The organism is Nocardia niigatensis NBRC 100131 (genome assembly GCF_000308655.1).
Lineage (GTDB): Bacteria > Actinomycetota > Actinomycetes > Mycobacteriales > Mycobacteriaceae > Nocardia > Nocardia niigatensis.
The window spans coordinates 77,395-95,499 of sequence record NZ_BAGC01000114.1 but is presented as its reverse complement, the minus strand read 5'-3'; the positions used below and the strand labels follow the sequence as shown (position 1 = coordinate 95,499).

The 18,105-nt window shown below is 68.7% G+C and carries 16 protein-coding genes, 1 pseudogene and 1 riboswitch; of the genes and pseudogenes, 7 read left to right on the top strand and 10 right to left on the bottom strand.

What is annotated here, in order from left to right:
• The first annotated feature begins 11 nt into the window (after window positions 1–11).
• Entirely contained in the window at window positions 12–863 is an 852-nt protein-coding gene (locus ON33_RS36980; RefSeq protein WP_040863824.1) for a helix-turn-helix transcriptional regulator, read from the top strand.
• A 485-nt stretch (window positions 864–1,348) separates the two neighbouring features.
• On the top strand, window positions 1,349–2,113 hold the full coding sequence (locus ON33_RS36975) for an SDR family NAD(P)-dependent oxidoreductase (protein ID WP_040863823.1): 765 nt from the start codon (window positions 1,349–1,351) through the stop codon (window positions 2,111–2,113).
• A 1-nt stretch (window position 2,114) separates the two neighbouring features.
• Here the strand turns inward: ON33_RS36975 and ON33_RS36970 are convergent, their stop codons facing one another.
• From ON33_RS36970 to ON33_RS36955, 4 genes are all read right to left on the bottom strand, one after another.
• Window positions 2,115–3,434 carry an ABC transporter ATP-binding protein gene (locus ON33_RS36970; RefSeq protein ID WP_040863953.1) on the bottom strand — a complete coding sequence of 440 codons (1,320 nt, stop codon included), beginning with the start codon at window positions 3,432–3,434 and terminating at the stop codon, window positions 2,115–2,117.
• Window positions 3,435–3,447: 13 nt separating this feature from the next.
• Window positions 3,448–5,187, bottom strand: coding sequence for an ABC transporter permease (locus ON33_RS36965; protein WP_040863822.1), 1,740 nt, complete (start codon window positions 5,185–5,187; stop codon window positions 3,448–3,450).
• A complete protein-coding gene (locus ON33_RS36960; RefSeq protein ID WP_040863821.1) occupies window positions 5,184–5,897 on the bottom strand; it encodes an MgtC/SapB family protein in 714 nt (237 codons plus the stop codon). Before ON33_RS36960 ends, ON33_RS36965 begins: the two co-directional genes overlap by 4 nt.
• Before the next feature lie 205 nt (window positions 5,898–6,102).
• Window positions 6,103–6,278, bottom strand: a riboswitch (M-box (ykoK) riboswitch).
• 71 nt (window positions 6,279–6,349) lie between these two features.
• The gene (locus ON33_RS36955; RefSeq protein WP_083869592.1) at window positions 6,350–7,576 is read right to left on the bottom strand and encodes an MFS transporter; all 1,227 of its coding nucleotides are present in this window, start codon (window positions 7,574–7,576) and stop codon (window positions 6,350–6,352) included.
• 87 nt (window positions 7,577–7,663) lie between these two features.
• Between ON33_RS36955 and ON33_RS36950 the strand changes: the two genes are divergently transcribed.
• A complete protein-coding gene (locus ON33_RS36950) occupies window positions 7,664–8,005 on the top strand; it encodes an ArsR/SmtB family transcription factor (RefSeq protein WP_040863820.1) in 342 nt (113 codons plus the stop codon).
• 16 nt (window positions 8,006–8,021) lie between these two features.
• Here ON33_RS36950 and ON33_RS36945 read toward each other — a convergent pair whose 3' ends face one another.
• Window positions 8,022–8,633 carry a TetR/AcrR family transcriptional regulator gene (locus ON33_RS36945; protein ID WP_051153438.1) on the bottom strand — a complete coding sequence of 204 codons (612 nt, stop codon included), beginning with the start codon at window positions 8,631–8,633 and terminating at the stop codon, window positions 8,022–8,024.
• A gap of 48 nt (window positions 8,634–8,681) precedes the next feature.
• On the opposite strand from ON33_RS36945, the gene ON33_RS36940 reads away from it, so the two are divergent.
• A complete protein-coding gene (locus ON33_RS36940) occupies window positions 8,682–9,203 on the top strand; it encodes an SRPBCC family protein (protein WP_218001574.1) in 522 nt (173 codons plus the stop codon).
• Between the two features lie 48 nt (window positions 9,204–9,251).
• Here the strand turns inward: ON33_RS36940 and ON33_RS44230 are convergent, their stop codons facing one another.
• Both ON33_RS44230 and ON33_RS44225 read right to left on the bottom strand, forming a co-directional pair.
• On the bottom strand, window positions 9,252–10,397 hold the full coding sequence (locus ON33_RS44230; RefSeq protein WP_281033278.1) for a recombinase family protein: 1,146 nt from the start codon (window positions 10,395–10,397) through the stop codon (window positions 9,252–9,254).
• 82 nt (window positions 10,398–10,479) lie between these two features.
• Window positions 10,480–10,530: pseudogene (locus ON33_RS44225) on the bottom strand (hypothetical protein); the annotation flags it as partial.
• A gap of 561 nt (window positions 10,531–11,091) precedes the next feature.
• On the opposite strand from ON33_RS44225, the gene ON33_RS36925 reads away from it, so the two are divergent.
• Together ON33_RS36925 and ON33_RS36920 are read left to right on the top strand one after the other, a co-directional pair.
• A complete protein-coding gene (locus ON33_RS36925) occupies window positions 11,092–11,997 on the top strand; it encodes a class I adenylate-forming enzyme family protein (protein ID WP_051153437.1) in 906 nt (301 codons plus the stop codon).
• 352 nt (window positions 11,998–12,349) lie between these two features.
• Window positions 12,350–13,573, top strand: coding sequence for a PucR family transcriptional regulator (locus ON33_RS36920; RefSeq protein ID WP_083869615.1), 1,224 nt, complete (start codon window positions 12,350–12,352; stop codon window positions 13,571–13,573).
• Window positions 13,574–13,613: 40 nt separating this feature from the next.
• On the opposite strand, the gene ON33_RS36915 is transcribed toward ON33_RS36920, so the two are convergent.
• Window positions 13,614–14,516, bottom strand: a complete 903-nt coding sequence (locus ON33_RS36915; RefSeq protein ID WP_040863817.1) for a hypothetical protein — start codon at window positions 14,514–14,516, stop codon at window positions 13,614–13,616.
• A gap of 106 nt (window positions 14,517–14,622) precedes the next feature.
• The gene (locus ON33_RS36910; protein ID WP_040863816.1) at window positions 14,623–15,027 is read right to left on the bottom strand and encodes a hypothetical protein; all 405 of its coding nucleotides are present in this window, start codon (window positions 15,025–15,027) and stop codon (window positions 14,623–14,625) included.
• Window positions 15,028–15,634: 607 nt separating this feature from the next.
• On the opposite strand from ON33_RS36910, the gene ON33_RS36905 reads away from it, so the two are divergent.
• On the top strand, window positions 15,635–16,063 hold the full coding sequence (locus ON33_RS36905) for a hypothetical protein (protein WP_040863815.1): 429 nt from the start codon (window positions 15,635–15,637) through the stop codon (window positions 16,061–16,063).
• A gap of 143 nt (window positions 16,064–16,206) precedes the next feature.
• On the opposite strand, the gene ON33_RS36900 is transcribed toward ON33_RS36905, so the two are convergent.
• Window positions 16,207–18,075: a Na+/H+ antiporter gene (locus ON33_RS36900; protein ID WP_040863814.1), complete on the bottom strand. Its 1,869-nt coding sequence runs from the start codon at window positions 18,073–18,075 to the stop codon at window positions 16,207–16,209.
• Between the last annotated feature and the right edge of the window lie 30 nt (window positions 18,076–18,105).

Below are 18,105 nucleotides of genomic sequence, written 5' to 3'. Positions count from 1 at the left end.
TAGCGTGAGGTATGGACACAGCGGGCGCCCGGCGCGACCACCTGCGAGAATTCCTGCGCGGCAGACGCTCCCGCCTCAGCCCCGGCCAGGTCGGACTACCCACTGCGGGCCGCCGCCGCACCCCCGGGCTGCGCCGCGAGGAAGTCGCCGTCCTGGCCGGCGTCGGCGTCTCCTGGTACACCTGGCTCGAACAGGGCCGCGACATCACCGTCTCCGCCGAGGTCCTCGACGCCATCGCCGCCGCCCTGCGACTCACGGGCCCCGAACGCGCCCACCTCTACGTCCTGGCCGGTCTCAACCCGCCCTGCCCCGCCACCGGCAGCGGCAGCGGCAGCGGCACCGACATCACCGCCGAGACCCGCGACCTGCTCGACGCCTGGAACCCGCGCCCGGCCGTGCTGCGCGACCGCTACTGGAACGTGCTGGCCCACAACGACACCGCGCGCGCCGTCTTCGGTTTCGACCGGCCCGGCCACAACTGCCTGGTCACCTACTTCACCAACCCCCGCTACCTGGCGCTGCGCGAGATCTGGTCGGCCGCCGCGCCCGCCGTCGTCGCCGCCTACCGCGCCGACTCCGCGCCGTGCCCCGATGATCCCGGCTTCACCGCCGTCACCATCGATTTGGCTTCGCGTAGCCCGGAATTCGCCGACCTGTGGTCGCGCCACGACGTCGGCGCCGCCGAACAAGCGGTCAACGCCCTGCGCCACCCCGAGGTCGGCGACCTCCACTTCGACGCCACCACCCTCACCCTCGCCGGCCAACCCGACCGCCACATCGTGCTCTACAACCCGCGCCCCGGCACCGACACCGGCGACCGCCTGCACCGACTCCATCACCTCCGACTGGCCCCACCCGCCTGACGTCTGCCGCACGATGGCAGGAGCGGTACTCGCGCGGACCCCCCGCGGACGGCGAACTGCGCCAGCGGTATTCGGCATCCGCGGGGGCGGAGACGACCATGGGAGACACGGGATGGCCTGATCAGGGCCGGACAGCGGCTCGGCGGACCGCGGCGCCGGTTCGCGTTGTACCTGCCGGGCTGGGCCGGCGCGGGGGAGACTCCGTTGCTGCCGGCGGTGCACGGCCGGGGCCGGTGACGCGACTGATGACCGGGTTCGGCACCTGCGCGGACCGCTGGGGTTTCGCGGTGGCCTATCCCGGCGAATATGGATAGTCCCGGCGCCCGCACCGCCACCGCGCAGAACGTCGACCCCACCGAAGAAGTCTGCCGCTTCGCCCTCCACGCCTTCACCCCCGCACGCAACGCCGGCTGTGAAGGTGGTGGTGGCACACCCACGATAACTGCGCACTGTTCGGCCGGGGCGCGGGTCGGCAGGGTGAAGCCATGACGCACAACGGATTCCGGTTCGAGGACAAGATCGCGCTGATCACCGGCGGCAGCGGCGGGATGGGGCTGGCCACCGCGCACCGGCTTCTCGAGGAAGGCGCGCGGGTCATCGTCACCGGACGCGACAAGAGCCGCCTCGACATCGCGGTCGCCGAACTGGGGGAGCGGGCCGTCGGCATCGCCGGGGACGTCACCGATTCCGGGGATCTCGAGATACTGACCCGTAGCGTGCGGGAGCGGTTCGGACGATTGGATGTGGTGTTCGTGAACGCCGGAGTCGGAGCGTTCCAGGCGCTCGGGGACGTCACCTGCGAGGAGTTCGATCGGGTGGTGGGAATCAACTTCAAAGCGGCGTTCTTCACCGTGCAGCAGACCCTGCCGCTGATGAGCGCCGGCGGGGCGATCATCATCAACGCCTCGTTCGCGACCTACCGCGGAGCGCCCGGGACAGCGCTGTACTCCGCGACCAAGGCGGCAGTGCAGAACCTGACCCGGACGCTGGCAGCGGAACTGGCGCCCAAGGGGATTCGCGTGAACTCGGTCAGCCCGGGATATACCGACACCCCCGCCTACCGGGCCGAGGTGTCCGCCGACGCGCAGGCCGTCGCGGCCTCGGCGGTGGCGGCCGGACGGATCGGCACTCCCGAGGACGTGGCCGCCGCGGTCGCGTTCCTGGCCTCGCGCGACGCCTCCTACATCACCGGCCAGGACCTGCTCGTCGACGGCGGCCTGACCACGGTCGTCCCCTCGGCCATGGTGTGAATCAGGACGCGCGCAGGTCCGCGGCCGGGTCGGCGGTGATGCGGCCGGAATCGGTGTCGTAGTCGTACAACTCGGCGTACCTGCCCCAATCGATGGCCAACTCCAGCTGCCGGCGCGCATCATCGGGCGAGAAGCCGCGCCGCAGCAGATCCAGAATGAAATCCGCGCGCACCGTCTGATCGCTGCTGCCGACCAGCGCCGAGCAGATGGTGCGCACCAGCGGAGCGCGCCGGCGGGCCTGCGCGGCGAAAATGGCCTTGCTGGACTGGATGTCGGCATTGGTGAAGTTCGCGCCGACATTGGTCAGCATCACGTCACCGGACTCCACCAGCAGCAACCCCAGCAGCGCCGCCGCGTCGACCAGCGGCATCAGGTCGTCGAGTTCGAAATTCAGCTCATCGGCCACCACCGGCAGGTCCGCGCGCCCGTCATTGCCGTACACCAGCTCCAGCAGACCCGCGATCCCGCCCACCGAGGCATCGGGCAGCGGCACCGCGAACGGCGTCGACGTATCCGCCGGGGCCGCAGCGATTTCGGTGTCGCGGCCGGTGAGCAGGCCATAGATCTGATCGACCAGCGCCTCGAACCCCGGGGTGCGCCGGCTGCGCGGACGCGGCTGCTCCACCGTGATCTCGGCGATGATCCGCCCCGGATTCGACCCCAGCACCACCACCCGGTCGGCCAGCTGCACCGCCTCCTCGATGTTGTGGGTCACGATGCACACGCACTTGGTCGGAAAGTCCTCGGTGGACCACAGATTCACCAGTTCGGTGCGCAGGTTCTCCGCGGTCAGCACATCCAGCGCCGAGAACGGCTCGTCCATCAGCAACAGATCCGGCTCCAGCACCAGCGCCCGCGCGAACCCGACCCGCTGGCGCATACCGCCGGAGAGCTCCTTGGGATAGGCGGTCTCGAATCCGTCCAACCCGATACGGTCGATCGCTTCCAAGGCCCGCTGCCGCCGCAATTCCGGCGCCACCCCGCGCGCCGCCAATCCCAGCTCCACATTATCCTGCACCGTCAGCCACGGCATCAGCGCGAAGGACTGGAACACCAGCGCCGCACCGGGATTCGCGCCCCGCAACGGCTTGTCCCGATAGCGGACCTGCCCGCCGGTCGGGGCCAGCAGTCCCGCGATCAACCGCAGCAGCGTCGACTTCCCCGACCCCGACCGGCCCAGCAACGCCACGATCTCACCCTCGCGCAGCTGCAGATTCACCTGATCGAGCACATTGAGCCGCTCCCCGGACGCGCCCGTGAACGACATGTCGATATCGGACAGGTCCATCAGAACCTGGCCCGTGGCAACAGTATTGGTCATGAGATCCTCCACTTCAGAGGGAGTAGCGGCGCTGCGCCAGCGCGTACAGGCGACGCCAGCACAGGCGATTGATACCGACGACGAACGCGCTCATGGCCAGCACGCCGACCAGGATGCGCGGCCAGTCGCCGGCGCGGGTGGCGTCGGCGATATAGGCGCCCAGACCCGTCGCGGTCAAGGTGGTGTCACCGAACTTCACGACCTCGGCGACGATCGCGGCGTTCCACGCCCCGCCCGCCGCGGTGATCGCACCGGTCACCAAACTGGGAAAGATCGCGGGCAGGATCAGCCGCCGCCACCACAACCGGCGCGGCAGCCGCAGATTCGCCGCCGCCTCCCGCAGATCATTGGGCACCGCCGACGCCCCGGCGATCACGTTGAACAGGATGTACCACTGCGCGCCCAACGCCATCAGCAGGATCGCCGCCCACTGCAGGCTCGCGCCCGTGGCCACCAGCACCGCGGTCACCAGCGGGAACAGGAAGTTCGCGGGGAAACTGGCCAGCACCTGCACGATCGGCTGCGCCACCCGCGACACCCGTGGGTTCAACCCGATCCACACCCCGATCGGCACCCAGATCGCCGTCGCGAACACCAGCAGCACGATCACCCGCGCCAGCGTCGCCAACCCCAGCAGCAGCGCGTGCCCCACCTCGCCGAAACCGATGGTGCCGGCGATATAGCGCACGATCGCGACCGTCCCGGCCAGCAGCCCGGCCCCCACCACCACCGCGAACACCGCATCCGCGGCCCGCCGCCGCGCCGGCGCCACATACAGCGGATGCTCGGCCAGCCCGAACACCCGCAGGAAACGGTCCATCGGAAACACCAGCGGCCCCAGCGCCCGGCCCAGCAGCCCGGGAACATGGCTGCGGCGCAACACATCCAGCACCAGCGAGCGCGGCGCGTCGGCGGACTCGCTGTCCTCCACCCGGAACCGCTCCGCCCACACCGTGATCGGCCGCCAGAACAGCACATTCAACCCGACCACCAGCGCGACCATCACCACGATCGCGAGCACCACCTTGCCCGTCTCGGAATCCGCGGTCGCGGTCGCGACATAGGAGCCGATGCCCGGCAGGGCGTAGGAGCGGTTGTTGACGCTGATCGCCTCGGCCGCGGTCAGGAAGAACCAGCCGCCACCGAAACTCATCATCGCGTTCCACACCAGCGGAAACATCCCCGAGGGCACATCGACCCGCCAGAACCGCTGCCAGCGCGAGAGCCGCAGATTCCGCGAGGCCTCATCGAGCTCGCGCGGCTGCGACACCAGACTGTGATGGAACGCGAAAGCCATGTTCCACGCCTGCGAGGTGAAGATCGCGAAGATCGACGCGCACTCCAGCCCCAGCGACGATCCCGGGAACAGGGCGATGAACCCGGTCACCGTCACCGACAGGAAACCCAGAATCGGCACCGACTGCAGCATGTCGAGCGCCGGCAGCAGCACCTTCTCCGCCCGCGGCAAGCGCGCCGCCGCCGTCGCGTACACGAACGCGAACAGGATCGAGGCGCCCAACGCCACGAACATCCGCAGCAGCGACCGCGCCGCATAGTAGGGCAGCTCGCTCGGATCGGTGGAAACCGTTGACGCAGCGGTGCTCTCGTCGAAGGGCACATGCATGCCCGCCGACACCTGCACGATCAGCCAGATCAGGATCGCCGCCCCGGCGAACACCGCCACATCCGCCCACCGCGACCGCGGTCGATCCAGCGCCCCGCGCGAGGGATAGGACCGCAGCGCCGCGTTCACTGCTCGGCCTCCGCGCGCTGCGGCACCGTGCGCCAGCCGACGCTGGTCACCGACGGCTCCAGGCTCAACCGGCTCACCGCGGCCTCCATCTGCCGGTCGTCGCGGCGGTCGCCGGTCAACTCCGCCCGCACCTGCACCCGGCCCGGGGACGTGTCGTGGCTCGAGATCGACACCAGCCGGAAATCGGTGCGCGTCAGCGACTGCACCAGCAGCGCCCGCACATGCGCCTCGTGCGCGTCGTCGGTGTCGGCGGTGAACGCGTACAACGCCTCCTGCGCCTCCACCTCGTCGACCGCGGGACGATCCACCGTGCGCGCCACCGTGCGCAGCGCGGTATTGACCACCACGACCGCCACCGTGCCCGCCACCGCGGTCGTGTACATGCCCGCACCCGCGAGCGCGCCCACCGCCGCCGCGCACCACAGCGTCGCCGCGGTGTTCAAACCGCGGATATTGAACCCGTCGCGCAGGATCACACCCGCGCCCAGGAACCCGATACCGGAAACAATCTGCGCCGCAACACGAGTCGGATCCGCCGACGCGCCGTTGAAGCCGTGCGCCGAGAGCAGCACGAACAAGGTCGCCCCGGCGGCGACCAGCGAATTGGTGCGCAATCCAGCCATCCGGGCCCGGAATTGACGCTCGAACCCGATCACCGCCCCCAACCCCACACCCGTGCCGAGTCGCAGCAGCATTTCCCACGTGGACATCTCGATCTCCCAGCGGATGACGGCGCACTCCGACCGGATTCGGACGCTACAGGGATCGTGGTAGCGGCCAGAAGATTGCGGGAGTGTCACCGAGTGAACGGTTGGCTAACGGAACTCGATCCGATCCATCGGGCACGACCACCACCTCCTCGACGCCGAACACGCGCATGCCAGGGGAGTGGGACCGGCGGGAGATCGCCGATACGGGTACCACCCCTCGTAAGACCTTCAGCACTCCACGGCGTAAACCCACCACGGGTGGCGGGAGCCGGTCGGGGCATCCCCTTAGCTCGGGGAAACCTGTCCTGATCCGGGGCGTCTCTCGACGTTCGGGATCGCCGGCCTGTATCCGTGAAGGAGCCTCAGCTAACGACGGCACCTTGCGCCCAGAAGTAAACACGCGCCCGCCACGATCGGCAACCCGGAGTGACCGGCGTCGCTTCGCGACCCCGCTAGCGCCGTCCCTCGACCACCAGCCGCGCCATCAGTCGCAGCACACACAGCACCGCCACCACCACCGCGAAAATCTGCACCGCACGCAGCAAACCCGTCGCGCCCGCCAGCAGACCCACCCCGATCACCGGGCCGCCGCTGCCGCAGTAGGCCATCACGAAATAGGTCGAGAGCGCATCGGCATGACGCTTCAGCGGGGCGGCCGCATTGATCGCGGTCAGACCCGACAGGAACACCAGACCGTGACCCGCCCCGGCCAGCATGGTCGCCGCCACCAGTAGCGGCAGCGAGGACACCGCACCCGCGACCGCCAGCAACCCCAGGCCCACCGCCAGCAGCGGGAAACCCGTGAAGTCCAGCGCCCGTTCGGATTTGCCGTAACCCAGCAGCTGCGCGAGCGCCCACGCCGCCGGCAGCAGCGCGGCCGCCGCACCACCCACCACCAGATTCGCGCTGCCCGACAGCGTCGCTGCGTAGGCCGGGATCAGGGTGAGGAAGACACCGACCACCGCGAAACCCAGGAACGCGCCCGTGCCCGCCGCCGCGAAAACCGCACCCATCCCGGCGGGGATGCTCGGCCGCCGCGGCCGCCACCGGGTCACCGCCCCGGACTCGGGCAGCACCGCCACCGCGACCGCCGCCGGAACCAGCAGCGCCAGCTCGACCAGGAACGGCGTCACATACGGTGCCGGAAGATACTGCGCCACCACAGCTCCCAGCAACGGACCCGCACCCATGCCGCCCGCCGAGGCCACCGCCGACACCAGGGCGGCGCGACGGCGATCGCCGTGCGGCTCGAGCTCGGTCAGCGCGGCGGTGAGCGCACCCGAGGCCGCCCCGACCGCCAGCCCCTGCAGCACGCGCGCCGCGAACAACCACACCACATCGGTGGCCAGGGCGAACCCCAGCGTGCCCAGGGCCGCCAGCGCCAGCGCCGGCAGCAGGATCGGGCGCCGCCCGAGCGCGTCCGAGGCCGGACCGGCGATCAGCAGCGAGGGAATCAGCACCCCCATGTAGACCGCGAACACCAGCGTCAGCGTCAGCGGCGAGAACCCGAAACGATGCGCGTAACCGTGATACAGCGGCGTGGCCAGGTTGGTGCCCGTCAACAGGATCAGCAGGGTGTAGGCGGTGCCCCAGAACCGCGCACCGTCGCCGGGTGGTGAATCCTGTTGGGCCGCAGTGTGATCAGAGGCGGAGATGGTGGCGGATGGCTCGACTGTCATGACGTCCTCCCAGCGCAAGTATGTTCGACATTTCCGAACATAACAGGATGTTCGGAAATTGTGAACATGTGGATTAGGCTGGGCCCCATGGCAAGCCGAACCGCGACCGAACTGGTCCACCCCGACCGCGACGAACTGCGGTTCACCACCGTGCTGGCCGCCCTCGCCGACCCCATCCGGCTCGCCATCGTCACCCGCCTGGCCGCCGCCGAGAACGGCGAGCTGGCCTGTACTACCTTCGACCTGCCCGTCAGTAAATCCACCCAGAGCGGCCACTTCAAGACACTGCGCGAAGCGGGCGTCATCCGCCAGCGCGACGAGGGCACCCGCCGCCTCAACCGGCTCCGCACCGAAGACCTCGAAGCCCGCTTCCCCGGCCTGCTCGACCTGGCGATCACCCACGGCCGCGGCATGGCCCTCGGCAGGTAGCCGCAGGTACGGGTGACTATCGCGGTGAGCGCGGGTTGTCCGGCGCCTGCCGATGGTCGTCCGATCCGGGCGCGATCAGCACCCGCCAGACCTCGTCGACGTAGGAATCCCAGGCCGCCTGGTCCACCGGCAACGTGCCACGCATCGTCCGCCACAGCTGACCAGTGCCCAGATATGCCGAATATGCCAGCGCCGCACGATGTTTCGCTGACGGATCCTCGAAGCCGAGGCGCGCGAACAATGCGGTCAGATACTCGATCCGGCGCGTGGTGACGCGGGTCAGCACGGGCTCCACCAGCGGATCGGCCACACCCGCGAGCAGGACCGCGAGTTTCTCCTGCGGATGGGTCAGCGCCGCGCCCAGCAGGATCCGCAGGCCCGCCGCCGGATCCGGTTCGGCCGAGACCAGCGCGATCACCGCATCGGTCTCCTCGTGCTCCCAGCGCTGCAACGCCGCCGCCAGCAACTCGTCGCGATTCGCGAAATGCCAGTAGGCGCTGCCCTTGGTCGCGCCCAGCCGGGCGGCCAGGGGCTCGATGGCGACCGCGCCCACGCCACCCTCGCCGAGCGCCGCCAATGCGGCCGCGACCCAATCGTCGCGGCTGAGCCGTCGCCTCTTCTCCGCCATGATTCCGTACGGTACCGTACGGAATCAGAACATACGGTGCCGTACGGAATGGGTGAGTCGATGATCTGGAACATCCACCAGCGCGAACTGCCGGTGTCGGCGCAGCGGGCCGGCGCACTGCTCGACAGGGTGGCCGAGCCCGGAAATCCGCTCTGGCCCGCCGAGCACTGGCCGCGCCTGATCCTGGACCGGCCGCTGCAGGTCGGCGCCGACGGCGGGCACGGCGCCATCCGCTACGCCTGCACCGCCTACGAACCCGGCCGCGCCATGGAATTCACCTTCGCGCCGGGCATGCCCTTCGACGGCACGCACACCTTCGAGATCGTCGATCGTGGCGAACAGGGGTGCGTGATGAGACATCTCATCGTCGCACGGGCCACCACCCCGCGCGGTCGGCTGCTGTGGACCTTCGCCATCCGCTGGCTGCACGACGCGGTGCTCGAGGAACTGCTCGATCGCGCCGCGACCGAACTCGGATACCCGCCGGCCCGGCCCGCGCGATGGTCACCCTGGGTGCGCCTGCTGCGCCGCTCGCTCGACCGCGTCCACCAGGCCGTACCGGCAGCCTGATCCGAACACGTTGCGGCACAATCGAATCCGGCGGGCACACCGCCCGGATCAGTCGCGATAAACCCCGCGATAGGCGTCGATGGTCTCCACCAGGTGATCGATGATCTGCTCGCGGGTGGCGCGCAACGTGCCATTGAGCCATGCCGAGAACATGCCCGCATTGCCGCTGGCCATCGTGACCGCGGCCAGCCGCCGCCGCACCGGATCGGCGATATGGCCGAACAGGTGATCCTGGATCAACCGGGTGAACGCGGGCATGACCGCGATCGTCGTCTGCCCCAGCCCCGTCGAGGAATACGGTTCCACCAGGAACAACCGCGACTTGCGCGGATCCTCGAGCACCTTGTCCACCAGCGTCTCCGACAGCGCGCGATCACGATCGGGATCATCGGCGACCGCGAAAGCGGTCATCGGGTCCAGGAACTCCTCGGCGATCTGGCGGTAGAGCACATCGAGCAGTTCGTCTCGGCTGGCGAAGGATTCGTAGAAATAGCGGTCGGTCAGGTTGGCGCGCCGGCACACCGCGCGCATGGTGACCGCGCCCGCCCCGGACTCGCCGATCAGGTCCAGTGCGGCTTCGAGCAGCGCGGCACGACGCGCCTCACGGCGTTCGGTGAGGGTCGTTCCACCCCAGATGCGGGGCTCGGCGTCGGAGGGAGGCTGCTCGGTGTGCACCGGGTCAAGAGTAATGCCCGGTGCCGGGCACGATCGCACACCCGGCACCGGACGGTGGCGGACCGACGCCGCCGACGCGGGGGTGCCGGTAAGGAGCGTGTCACCAGCCGCAGAAGGCGGGCTTATGCGGGCGGGGAGGCTCCGCTGATGATGCGGTGGATGGCCGACGCTGTATTCCTCGGCGAGGTCAGCGAGGCTGGCGTCGTCCTCGGGGTCGTGGTAGCGGCGATGGATCGTTTTCCGTGCGGCGAGAGGCAGTTTCGGCTGTTTGCCCTTGAGGCGGCCCTTCGTGCGGGCCTTGGCCATGCCCTCGCGGGTCCGCAAATGGTTCAGGTTGGCCTCGAATTCAGCGACCATGGCGAGGGTTTGCAGGAACAGCTTGCCGAACGGGTCGGCCCAGTCGTAGACCTGACTGCCGAGCCCGAACAGCACATCGCGCTCGCGCAGGCTGGTCAGGATCTCGCCGGCCTCGACCATATTGCGGGCGAACCGGTCGAACTTCGTCGTGGTCAGCACCACCGGCCGCACCGGGCGGCCCGGCGGAGGTGACCGCGGTCAGTGCATTGTCCAGACCGGTGCGGTTCTTGCGGGTGGTGCCAGAGGATCCCTTGTCGATCAAGATGCGCTCGCGTGGCACGCCGAGGGCAAGCAGCTGCTCGGTTTGGATCTCGACGTCTTGTTCGTCGGTGGAACAGCGCGCGTATCACACCCGGAAGGGCTCGATCACGCCGCGATCGTTCCAGATGAGGGGTTCACCGGGACAGTTCGCGGAACACCCCTACGGAACACCCGCGACCAGGGCCTGAGTCCTTCGATCGTGGTGTTCCGTCGGCCGATCGGCTAACCGAACACCCACGTTGCCGCGAGCACCGAACAGTTCTGACGAATCCGCCGCCTGCTGCACACACTCGAATTGCCGATCAGGCCGCCGTAAGCCGCGCCGATACTTTCGCCGCGACCGGATTTCCGGCCCCGACGCCGAAGCGGTAAACCGGGGCCGATGAGCCGCGGGCCGCAACTCCTTTGCTGTCGGCTCGCCGAGGAAGTAGCGAGGCGATAGTTACATCCCGGTTACTGCGTCGGCGCATGTGAGGTCGGAATTGTCTTCCTATGACAATGCCCGCGGCGAATTTCGTTGATGCACGACGGTGTCCAGCGGCGCCGTGATTTCTACCGTTGTCGTTATTCCCTAAACCCGTTCTGAGGACTGCTGATGAACCTTTTTTCGACTCTCCCGGACCGTCGTGCGGCTGCCGCACCGGACGCGGCCGCGGTCGCCGACGACAGCACTGACCTGAACAACGCAGGATTCCTCGACGCTGTGCGGCGTGCCGCGGCTACCCTGCGCGCCGCGGGAGTCTCGAGCGGCGACGTGGTTGCGATCATGCTGCCCAACACTGCCGCTTATGTCGTATCCCTGTTCGCTATCTGGCGTGTGGGTGCCACGGTCACCCCTGTCGACCCGTCGCTGACCGCCGCGCAAGCCGACGATCAGCTGACCGATACGGGCGCCAAGGTTCTGATCACCGCGCAGCGGCCCACCCCCGACGCTCCGGTCCACGTCGTCATACCCGCCGGTGATCTCGCCACCGCGGACCCCGATGTCGCCGAACCCGCACGGCCCCGCAACGACACACTGGCGCTGCTGTTTCGCACCAACGGCACCAGGGGCAAACCCCACAGCGTGACGGTCGATCACGCCAACCTCAATGCCATGTGCTCAATGGTGATCGAGGCATTCGAACTCACCGCAGCCGACCACAGCCTGCTGAATCTGCCGCTGTTCCACGTCAACGGCATCGTTGTCGGCACTTTGTCGCCGCTGCTCGCCGATGGCCGCGCCACCGTGGCCTTCAGCCCGAAGACTTTCTTCGACCGGATCGAGCGCAGCCGTGCCACATACATCTCCGCTGTCCCGACCACATATGCGCTGCTGTCGGATCTGCCCGCCCAAAACCGGCCGAACACCTCATCGGTACGATTCGCCATCTGCGGCTCGGCCCCGGCCGACGTCGAACTGCTGACCAAATTCGAACGCCGCTACGGAATTCCGCTTATCGACGGCCATATCTCCGAAGTTCCGGTGCGAGCACGCTGCTCACCGTCACCCGCACGATGACACCGCCGGAATATTCCCGCCGGGCCAGCTGATTCGAACCGCTGATCCGGAGGAGTCCATATCGTGGCAATGTCCGATCCGCATGCTGGTATGCAGCCGGTATGGGCCCGAACGCCCGGACCCCAGCCGAAAAATGGCCGGTCGATACGGTGTCGCTGAGCAGCGACGACAGCGACGCGGGAGGCAGCCGGTCCATGTGATCGACGCAGTTCGCCGCCGGTGTTGTCCCCGGAGAACATGTTGGCGATTTCCCGCGCGGCAACCGCGCAGTAACTACCGTTGGGGAGTGACGAGTTTTCGTCGCGGCGGTGATGTCGATGTGGGCCGCTATGTCGCGGGGATCGCCGCCCGCATGAACGAGCGGGTGACGGATATCGCCGCGATCCTGCGGCGCGGTCTCGAGGACGATATCCCCGAATTGCGGGGCGACGCCCCCACCGTCGAACTGCTGGGCGCCAGCGTGGAAGGCAATGTCGACACCATCCTGCACGCGCTGCAGCACGACATACCCGTCGCACGGATCAACGCTCCCACGGCGGCCATCGAATACGCCAGACGCCTTGCCCAGCATGGAGTTCCGGTCAAGGCCCTGGTGCGTGCCTATCGGGTCGGCCATCGGCGGATGACCGAGTTGGTCTTCGCCGAATTGCGGGCCAGCGCTATCGCGCCCGCCGACGGTGTCACGGTCGCGGAGGCGATCACCACCGCGACGTTCGAGTACGTCGACTGGATCACCATGCAGGTCGTCGCGGTGTACGAGACCGAGCGCGAGCAGTGGCTGGAGAGCCGCAACAGCGCCCACGCGCTGCTCGTGCGTGAGGTGCTGTCCGGGAATAAACCGGTCGATATCGATGCCGCGACCGAATCCATCCGCTACCCGCTGCGTTGGCATCACCTGGCGCTGATCCTCTGGTATCCCGACACCGGCGCGAGTAGTGACGAGCTGACCCGGCTGCAACGCTTCGTCCGTGAGCTGGCCGAGGCGGTCGGCACCGCGGCCGCGCCGCTGTTCGGGGCCGCCGACCGGACGAGCGCATGGGCCTGGCTGCCATATCGGTCCGAGCCCTCCGATGCGGTGGCCAAGGTCCGTGATTTCGCGAGCAAGCGGCCGGACCCACCGCGTCTGGCGATCGGCATCATGGGACAGGGGGTATCAGGGTTCCGCCGTTCCCATCGATATGCGCTGCGGGCACGCTCGGTCGCGCTCACCCGCGGGGATGTCGAACCGAGGATCATCGCCGCGAGCGATCCGGGGCTATCGACCGCGGCGCTCCTGGACGGCGCCCGCGCGGAGGTTGGCGAATGGGTGAGCGAGGTGCTCGGCGAATTGGCCGCCGACAACGACAACGATGCCCGGCTGCGTGAGACGCTGCGGGTGTTCCTGCGCACTGGATCCAGCTACAAGGCGGCTGCCGCGCAGCTCGATCTACATTCCAATTCGGTGAAATACCGGGTCGGGCGGGCAGTTTCGCGACGCGGGCGGCCGATCACCGACGACGACCGGTTGGACGTCGAGCTGGCGCTGCTGATCTGCCACTGGTACGGCGCAGCGGTACTGCGGCCGATTTCGGACTGACCGCGGCGACAAACCCGCACGCGGACTTCGTTCCTGGAGATCAGCCGGTAGTGGACGGTGCGTGGTGTTGTTCGAGCGGAAAATCCAGCACCGACAGCAGCTTGATCAGCCCGGCCCGGTAGTGGTTCGTATACGACGCCCGAAGGGTGGCCTTCACCGTCCGTTGATACGTCGGCCCCGACGATTTGAACTCCGTCACCAGATCCCGCAGCACCGCCTGCGACGCCACCGGGAACACGGTGTCGCGCACCAACCGGTCCCCGGCGTCCACCGTCGCTTCGGCGACCTGGAACAGCAGGTTCTCCTTGCCGGTGACCCGCGTGAACTCCTTGATCAGCTCGTTGGTCACCCGCGCCTCCGCGCGGGCGTTGATCCGGTGCACCGTGGAGTTCAGCAACTCGACCAGGGTGTCGGTGATCTCGCGGCGCCGACAGTGCAGCAGCGCCGTCAACAGCGTCATCCTCGCCCGCGGCGGATGGTCGCGCAGATGGCTCGGCGATTCCACCGCGGCCCGGGCGCGCCAGCTCTTCACGATCTTCGGCCCGATCTCGGCGAACACATCGCCCGGCACCCCGACCTCGCGCACCGCTTCGAGCTTTGCGATCTCGGTCAGCATCGTGTTCATGCTGACGTTGCCCGGATCCGAGCGGACCGATGCCAACACCGCGCTGCCGCCATCCAGCTCGCAATCCTCGTCCCCGGCCGCCGCGACCAACGCCAACAGCTTCGCAACCACCTCGGTCGACAACCGCGACAGCACCCGGTCGAACAGCGCATCCTCGCCGCGGCTCAACGCCGACCCGACGATCCTGTCCATACGTCCGGACGTGGGTGGTTCCAGCTTCCGGCGTCGCAGCTCGGACAGCAGATGCTCGCGCACCCGCTCGCCGCTGCGCTCGATCTGAGTCACGTGATCGACCAGCCACCACTTCAGCACCGCCACAGGACAATTGCGGCAGGTCGCACGATCCTAACCGCCGACGTACACGGCCTTCGCCCGAACTTGCGGCCGGTGACACGATCCTTACCGGCACCCCGACGCGGGGGTGTCAGCCGGTGACCACGCAGGCGCTGCCCAGGTTCATGCCCGTCTTGACCGTGACCGTCGCCCACTGCGAGCCGTTGTAGGACCAGGCTTGGACATAGTGGATACCGGTCGCGGTGGGGGTCCACGTCGAGGTGGCGGTACCGCCGCTGCCGAGGCTGAACTGCTGCGGATTGAACGTGGCGCTGACGCTGTCGTAGAGCCAGACGTACTCGTTCGGGCTGCCGTTCACGGTGAGCGTGTACGAGCAGTTGGTGCCGTAACCACCGCCGAGGCTGATGGCCGACCCGTTGGAGACCGTGACGCTGGTGACATACGCCCCGGCGTCGGGCGCGGCGAGCACGAGCGCGGCGGCTGCGGCGGCGAAGGTGGTGAGTGCGGTGAGGGCCGACTTCCGTGATCGGATCATTGACGATCATCTCCCCAGATGGAAGAAGGAATGAAATTCACGGCGCCCGTAGGCGCTTACCCTCAGTGTCGGTGCCGCGGGACCGCGGCACGCGCTTATCGAACTTCCCGTTCCGTACCAACCAGACGGATCGCCCAGGGCTGCGACCAGCCGTTATCGCACAGCCGTGCGCTTCGTGGCCCGAAAAGCTCTCAGCCCCCTAACAATCCCCTAATCTGCGCGCCCGGCGCGCACGATAGCTACTGTCTCGCTACCGTTCTGATCGTCCGAGTAATGCCTCCGGCGAACACGCGCAGACGCCTGCGGCACCGGATCCCCGCGAGTCTCTTCCCCGGGACTCGCACCTCGCGTCTCCGCACCCGGCGGCGCCGCGACAACGGCGGCGCCGAGGCCTTCCACCGATCCCGGCCTCGGCGCCGCCGCACCACAGCCGATGGCCTCGGCACCTCCCCGCTCCGCGATTGTGATCGACCACGATTCCGCCGCAAAACCATCGGAAACCGGCCGGCACTGCGATGATCGATCCCGGATTTGTCTTCAGTTCGGGTCGGCATGGCGAATCAATCTGTGCCCGTGGACTGTTCGAGGTGCAGAAGGATCGACCTGTATGACCGCAACCCGGTACGCCAGCAAACCCCTCGTCGAGGTCCCCGAGCCCTCCGGGTGGGGACGCCACCTGGGCGTCAATGACGATGTCGCCGACGGTCTCGACGCCGGGCAGCTCGGGGCGCTGATCTTCGTCCGGAAACTGGTGCGCTGCTGGTACATCGTCAATGTGCTGCTGGCACTGTCGATCTGGGCGGCAGTGACGCTGTGGGCCCACCTCTACGGGCAGGCCACCTTCGGCGACTGCGCCGCGGTGAGCGGGCTGACCAGCCGCTGCGATCCCGGCTGGCAATCGCTGATCATGGGACTGGTCAGCGGATTCGTGGTCGCGACAGCGGTATTCGTGCTGGCCTCGCTGCCGTGCTTCATGATCGGCTACGCCGTCCGCTGGTCGGCGCGCGCCATGGCCGACCGCAACGACTGGCGATGACCGACTGACCACACACCCGGCCCGCCGGCAACGGGTCAGCCAGACGGGATCGCTCGGCGGCCTCGCGCCCGCGACGATCTCCCCGCAGTGCCGCGATATGCCCGTCGAAGGCCGCCCACCCGGCCGCGGTCAGGCGGGCGGGGTCAGCCCAGCAGTTCGTCCAGGTAGCACCAGCGCCAGGATTCACCCGGCTCGACACTGCGCATGACCGGATGGCCGGTGTCGTTGAAGTGCTTGGTGGCGTGGTTTCCCGGCGAGGAATCGCAACAGGCGACATGGCCGCAGTCCAGGCACATCCGCAGATGAACCCACACCAGGCCCTCGTCGAGGCATTCACCGCAGGCGTCCGGGGTGTCTGGGACGCGGACACCGGGCGCCTCGCGCAGGTGCTCGCAGGCGCCGGCGGTGAGAGGGGAGCGCAGCGGGGTGCCGTCGTCCTCCTCGGCCTCGGCCACACGGTCGATGGTGGACTCCTCGATATCGAGGGTCGCCATGACCGCCTGCAGGACCTCCTGGTCGACCTGGCCCGAATCACGGATACGCAGCACGGTTTCGCGCTCGGCGGCCAGCATCGCCAGGCGCAGCCGGCGGTACTCGCCACTGGGCGTGACGCGCTGGGATTCGGAGCGGCCCAGCAACTCCCACGCCGACTGGGCGCGCACCACGACCCGGTTGCGCAGGGCGTCGACCACGTCCGGCGGGGTCTCGGGGGCGATGTTCTCCTCCAGGGCCCGCAGGCCCGCGACGGTCGCCTGTTGCAGCAGATTCGCCTCCTGCAACAGGTCTTCGGCCTGGCTGGGCCCGCGAAGTCGCAGCACCCGCACCAGCCACGGCAGCGACAAGCCTTGCAGCAGCAGAGTTCCGCCCACCACGACGACCGCCAGCAGCCGCAGCGTCGCCAGCTCGCGGGTGTCGGCGGGCAGCAGCAGCGCCGCGGCCAGCGTCACCACGCCGCGCATGCCCGCCCACGACACCACGGCCGGACCGGTCCACTCCGGCTTGGGTCTTCCCTGCCGGCGCCCCTCGACCTGCCAGGCCCCGTAGGTCGCCGGGAACACCCACACCGGGCGCACCACGATCACCGTCACCAGCACCGCGGCACACGTCCACAGCAGCGTCGAATGCGGCAGCCCGCTGTGCCAGGCGTCCTCGACCAGATGGCGCACCTGCAGGCCGATCAGCAGGAAAACCGCGCTCTCGAGCAGGAATTGGATGGTGCGCCAGTTGGTGTGCTCGGCGATGCGCGAGGCCGCGCTCTGCCACTTCGGGGCGCCGTGACCCAGGATCAGGCCACAGGTCACCACCGCGATCACCCCCGAGGCGTGCACGCCTTCGGCCGGCAGGTACGCGATCCACGGCGCCAGCAGCGACACGCTCGTGTCCAGCACCGGATCGGTGATGCGCCGCCGCAGGAACGCCAGCAGCATCGCGGCCACCCCGCCGATGAGCGCGCCGCCACCGGCCGCGCCGACGAAACTCGCGCCCGCCTGCCAAGCCGTCACGCTGCCGGCCATGGCGGCCACCGCGGTCCGCAGGGTCACCAGCGCGGTGGCGTCGTTGAACAGCGACTCGCCTTCGAGCAGGGTCACGATCCGGCGCGGCATCCCGACCCGGCGCGCCACCGCGGTAGCGGCCACCGCGTCCGGCGGGGCCACGATCGCGCCGATCGCCACCGCCGCCGAGAACGGCACCGGCAGCAGCCAATACACCACCCCGCCCACCGCGAACGCGGTGAACAGCACCAGGCCCACCGACAGCAGCGTGATCGAGGTCTTCTTCGGCCGGAAATCCACCAGCGACGTGCGAATCGCCGTCGTGTACAACAGCGGCGGCAGCAATCCCAGCAACACCAGCTCGGGTTCGACATCGAACTCCGGCACCAGCGGCAGATACGAGCCGATCACCCCGGCCACGGTGAGCACGAACGGCTCACCCAACCCCAGCCGGCGCGCACCGGCCGCCAGCGCGACCGCCACCGACACCAGCAACACGAGTCCGAACGCCCACTCCACGAGATCATCGTGCCAGCAGCGATGCCCCGG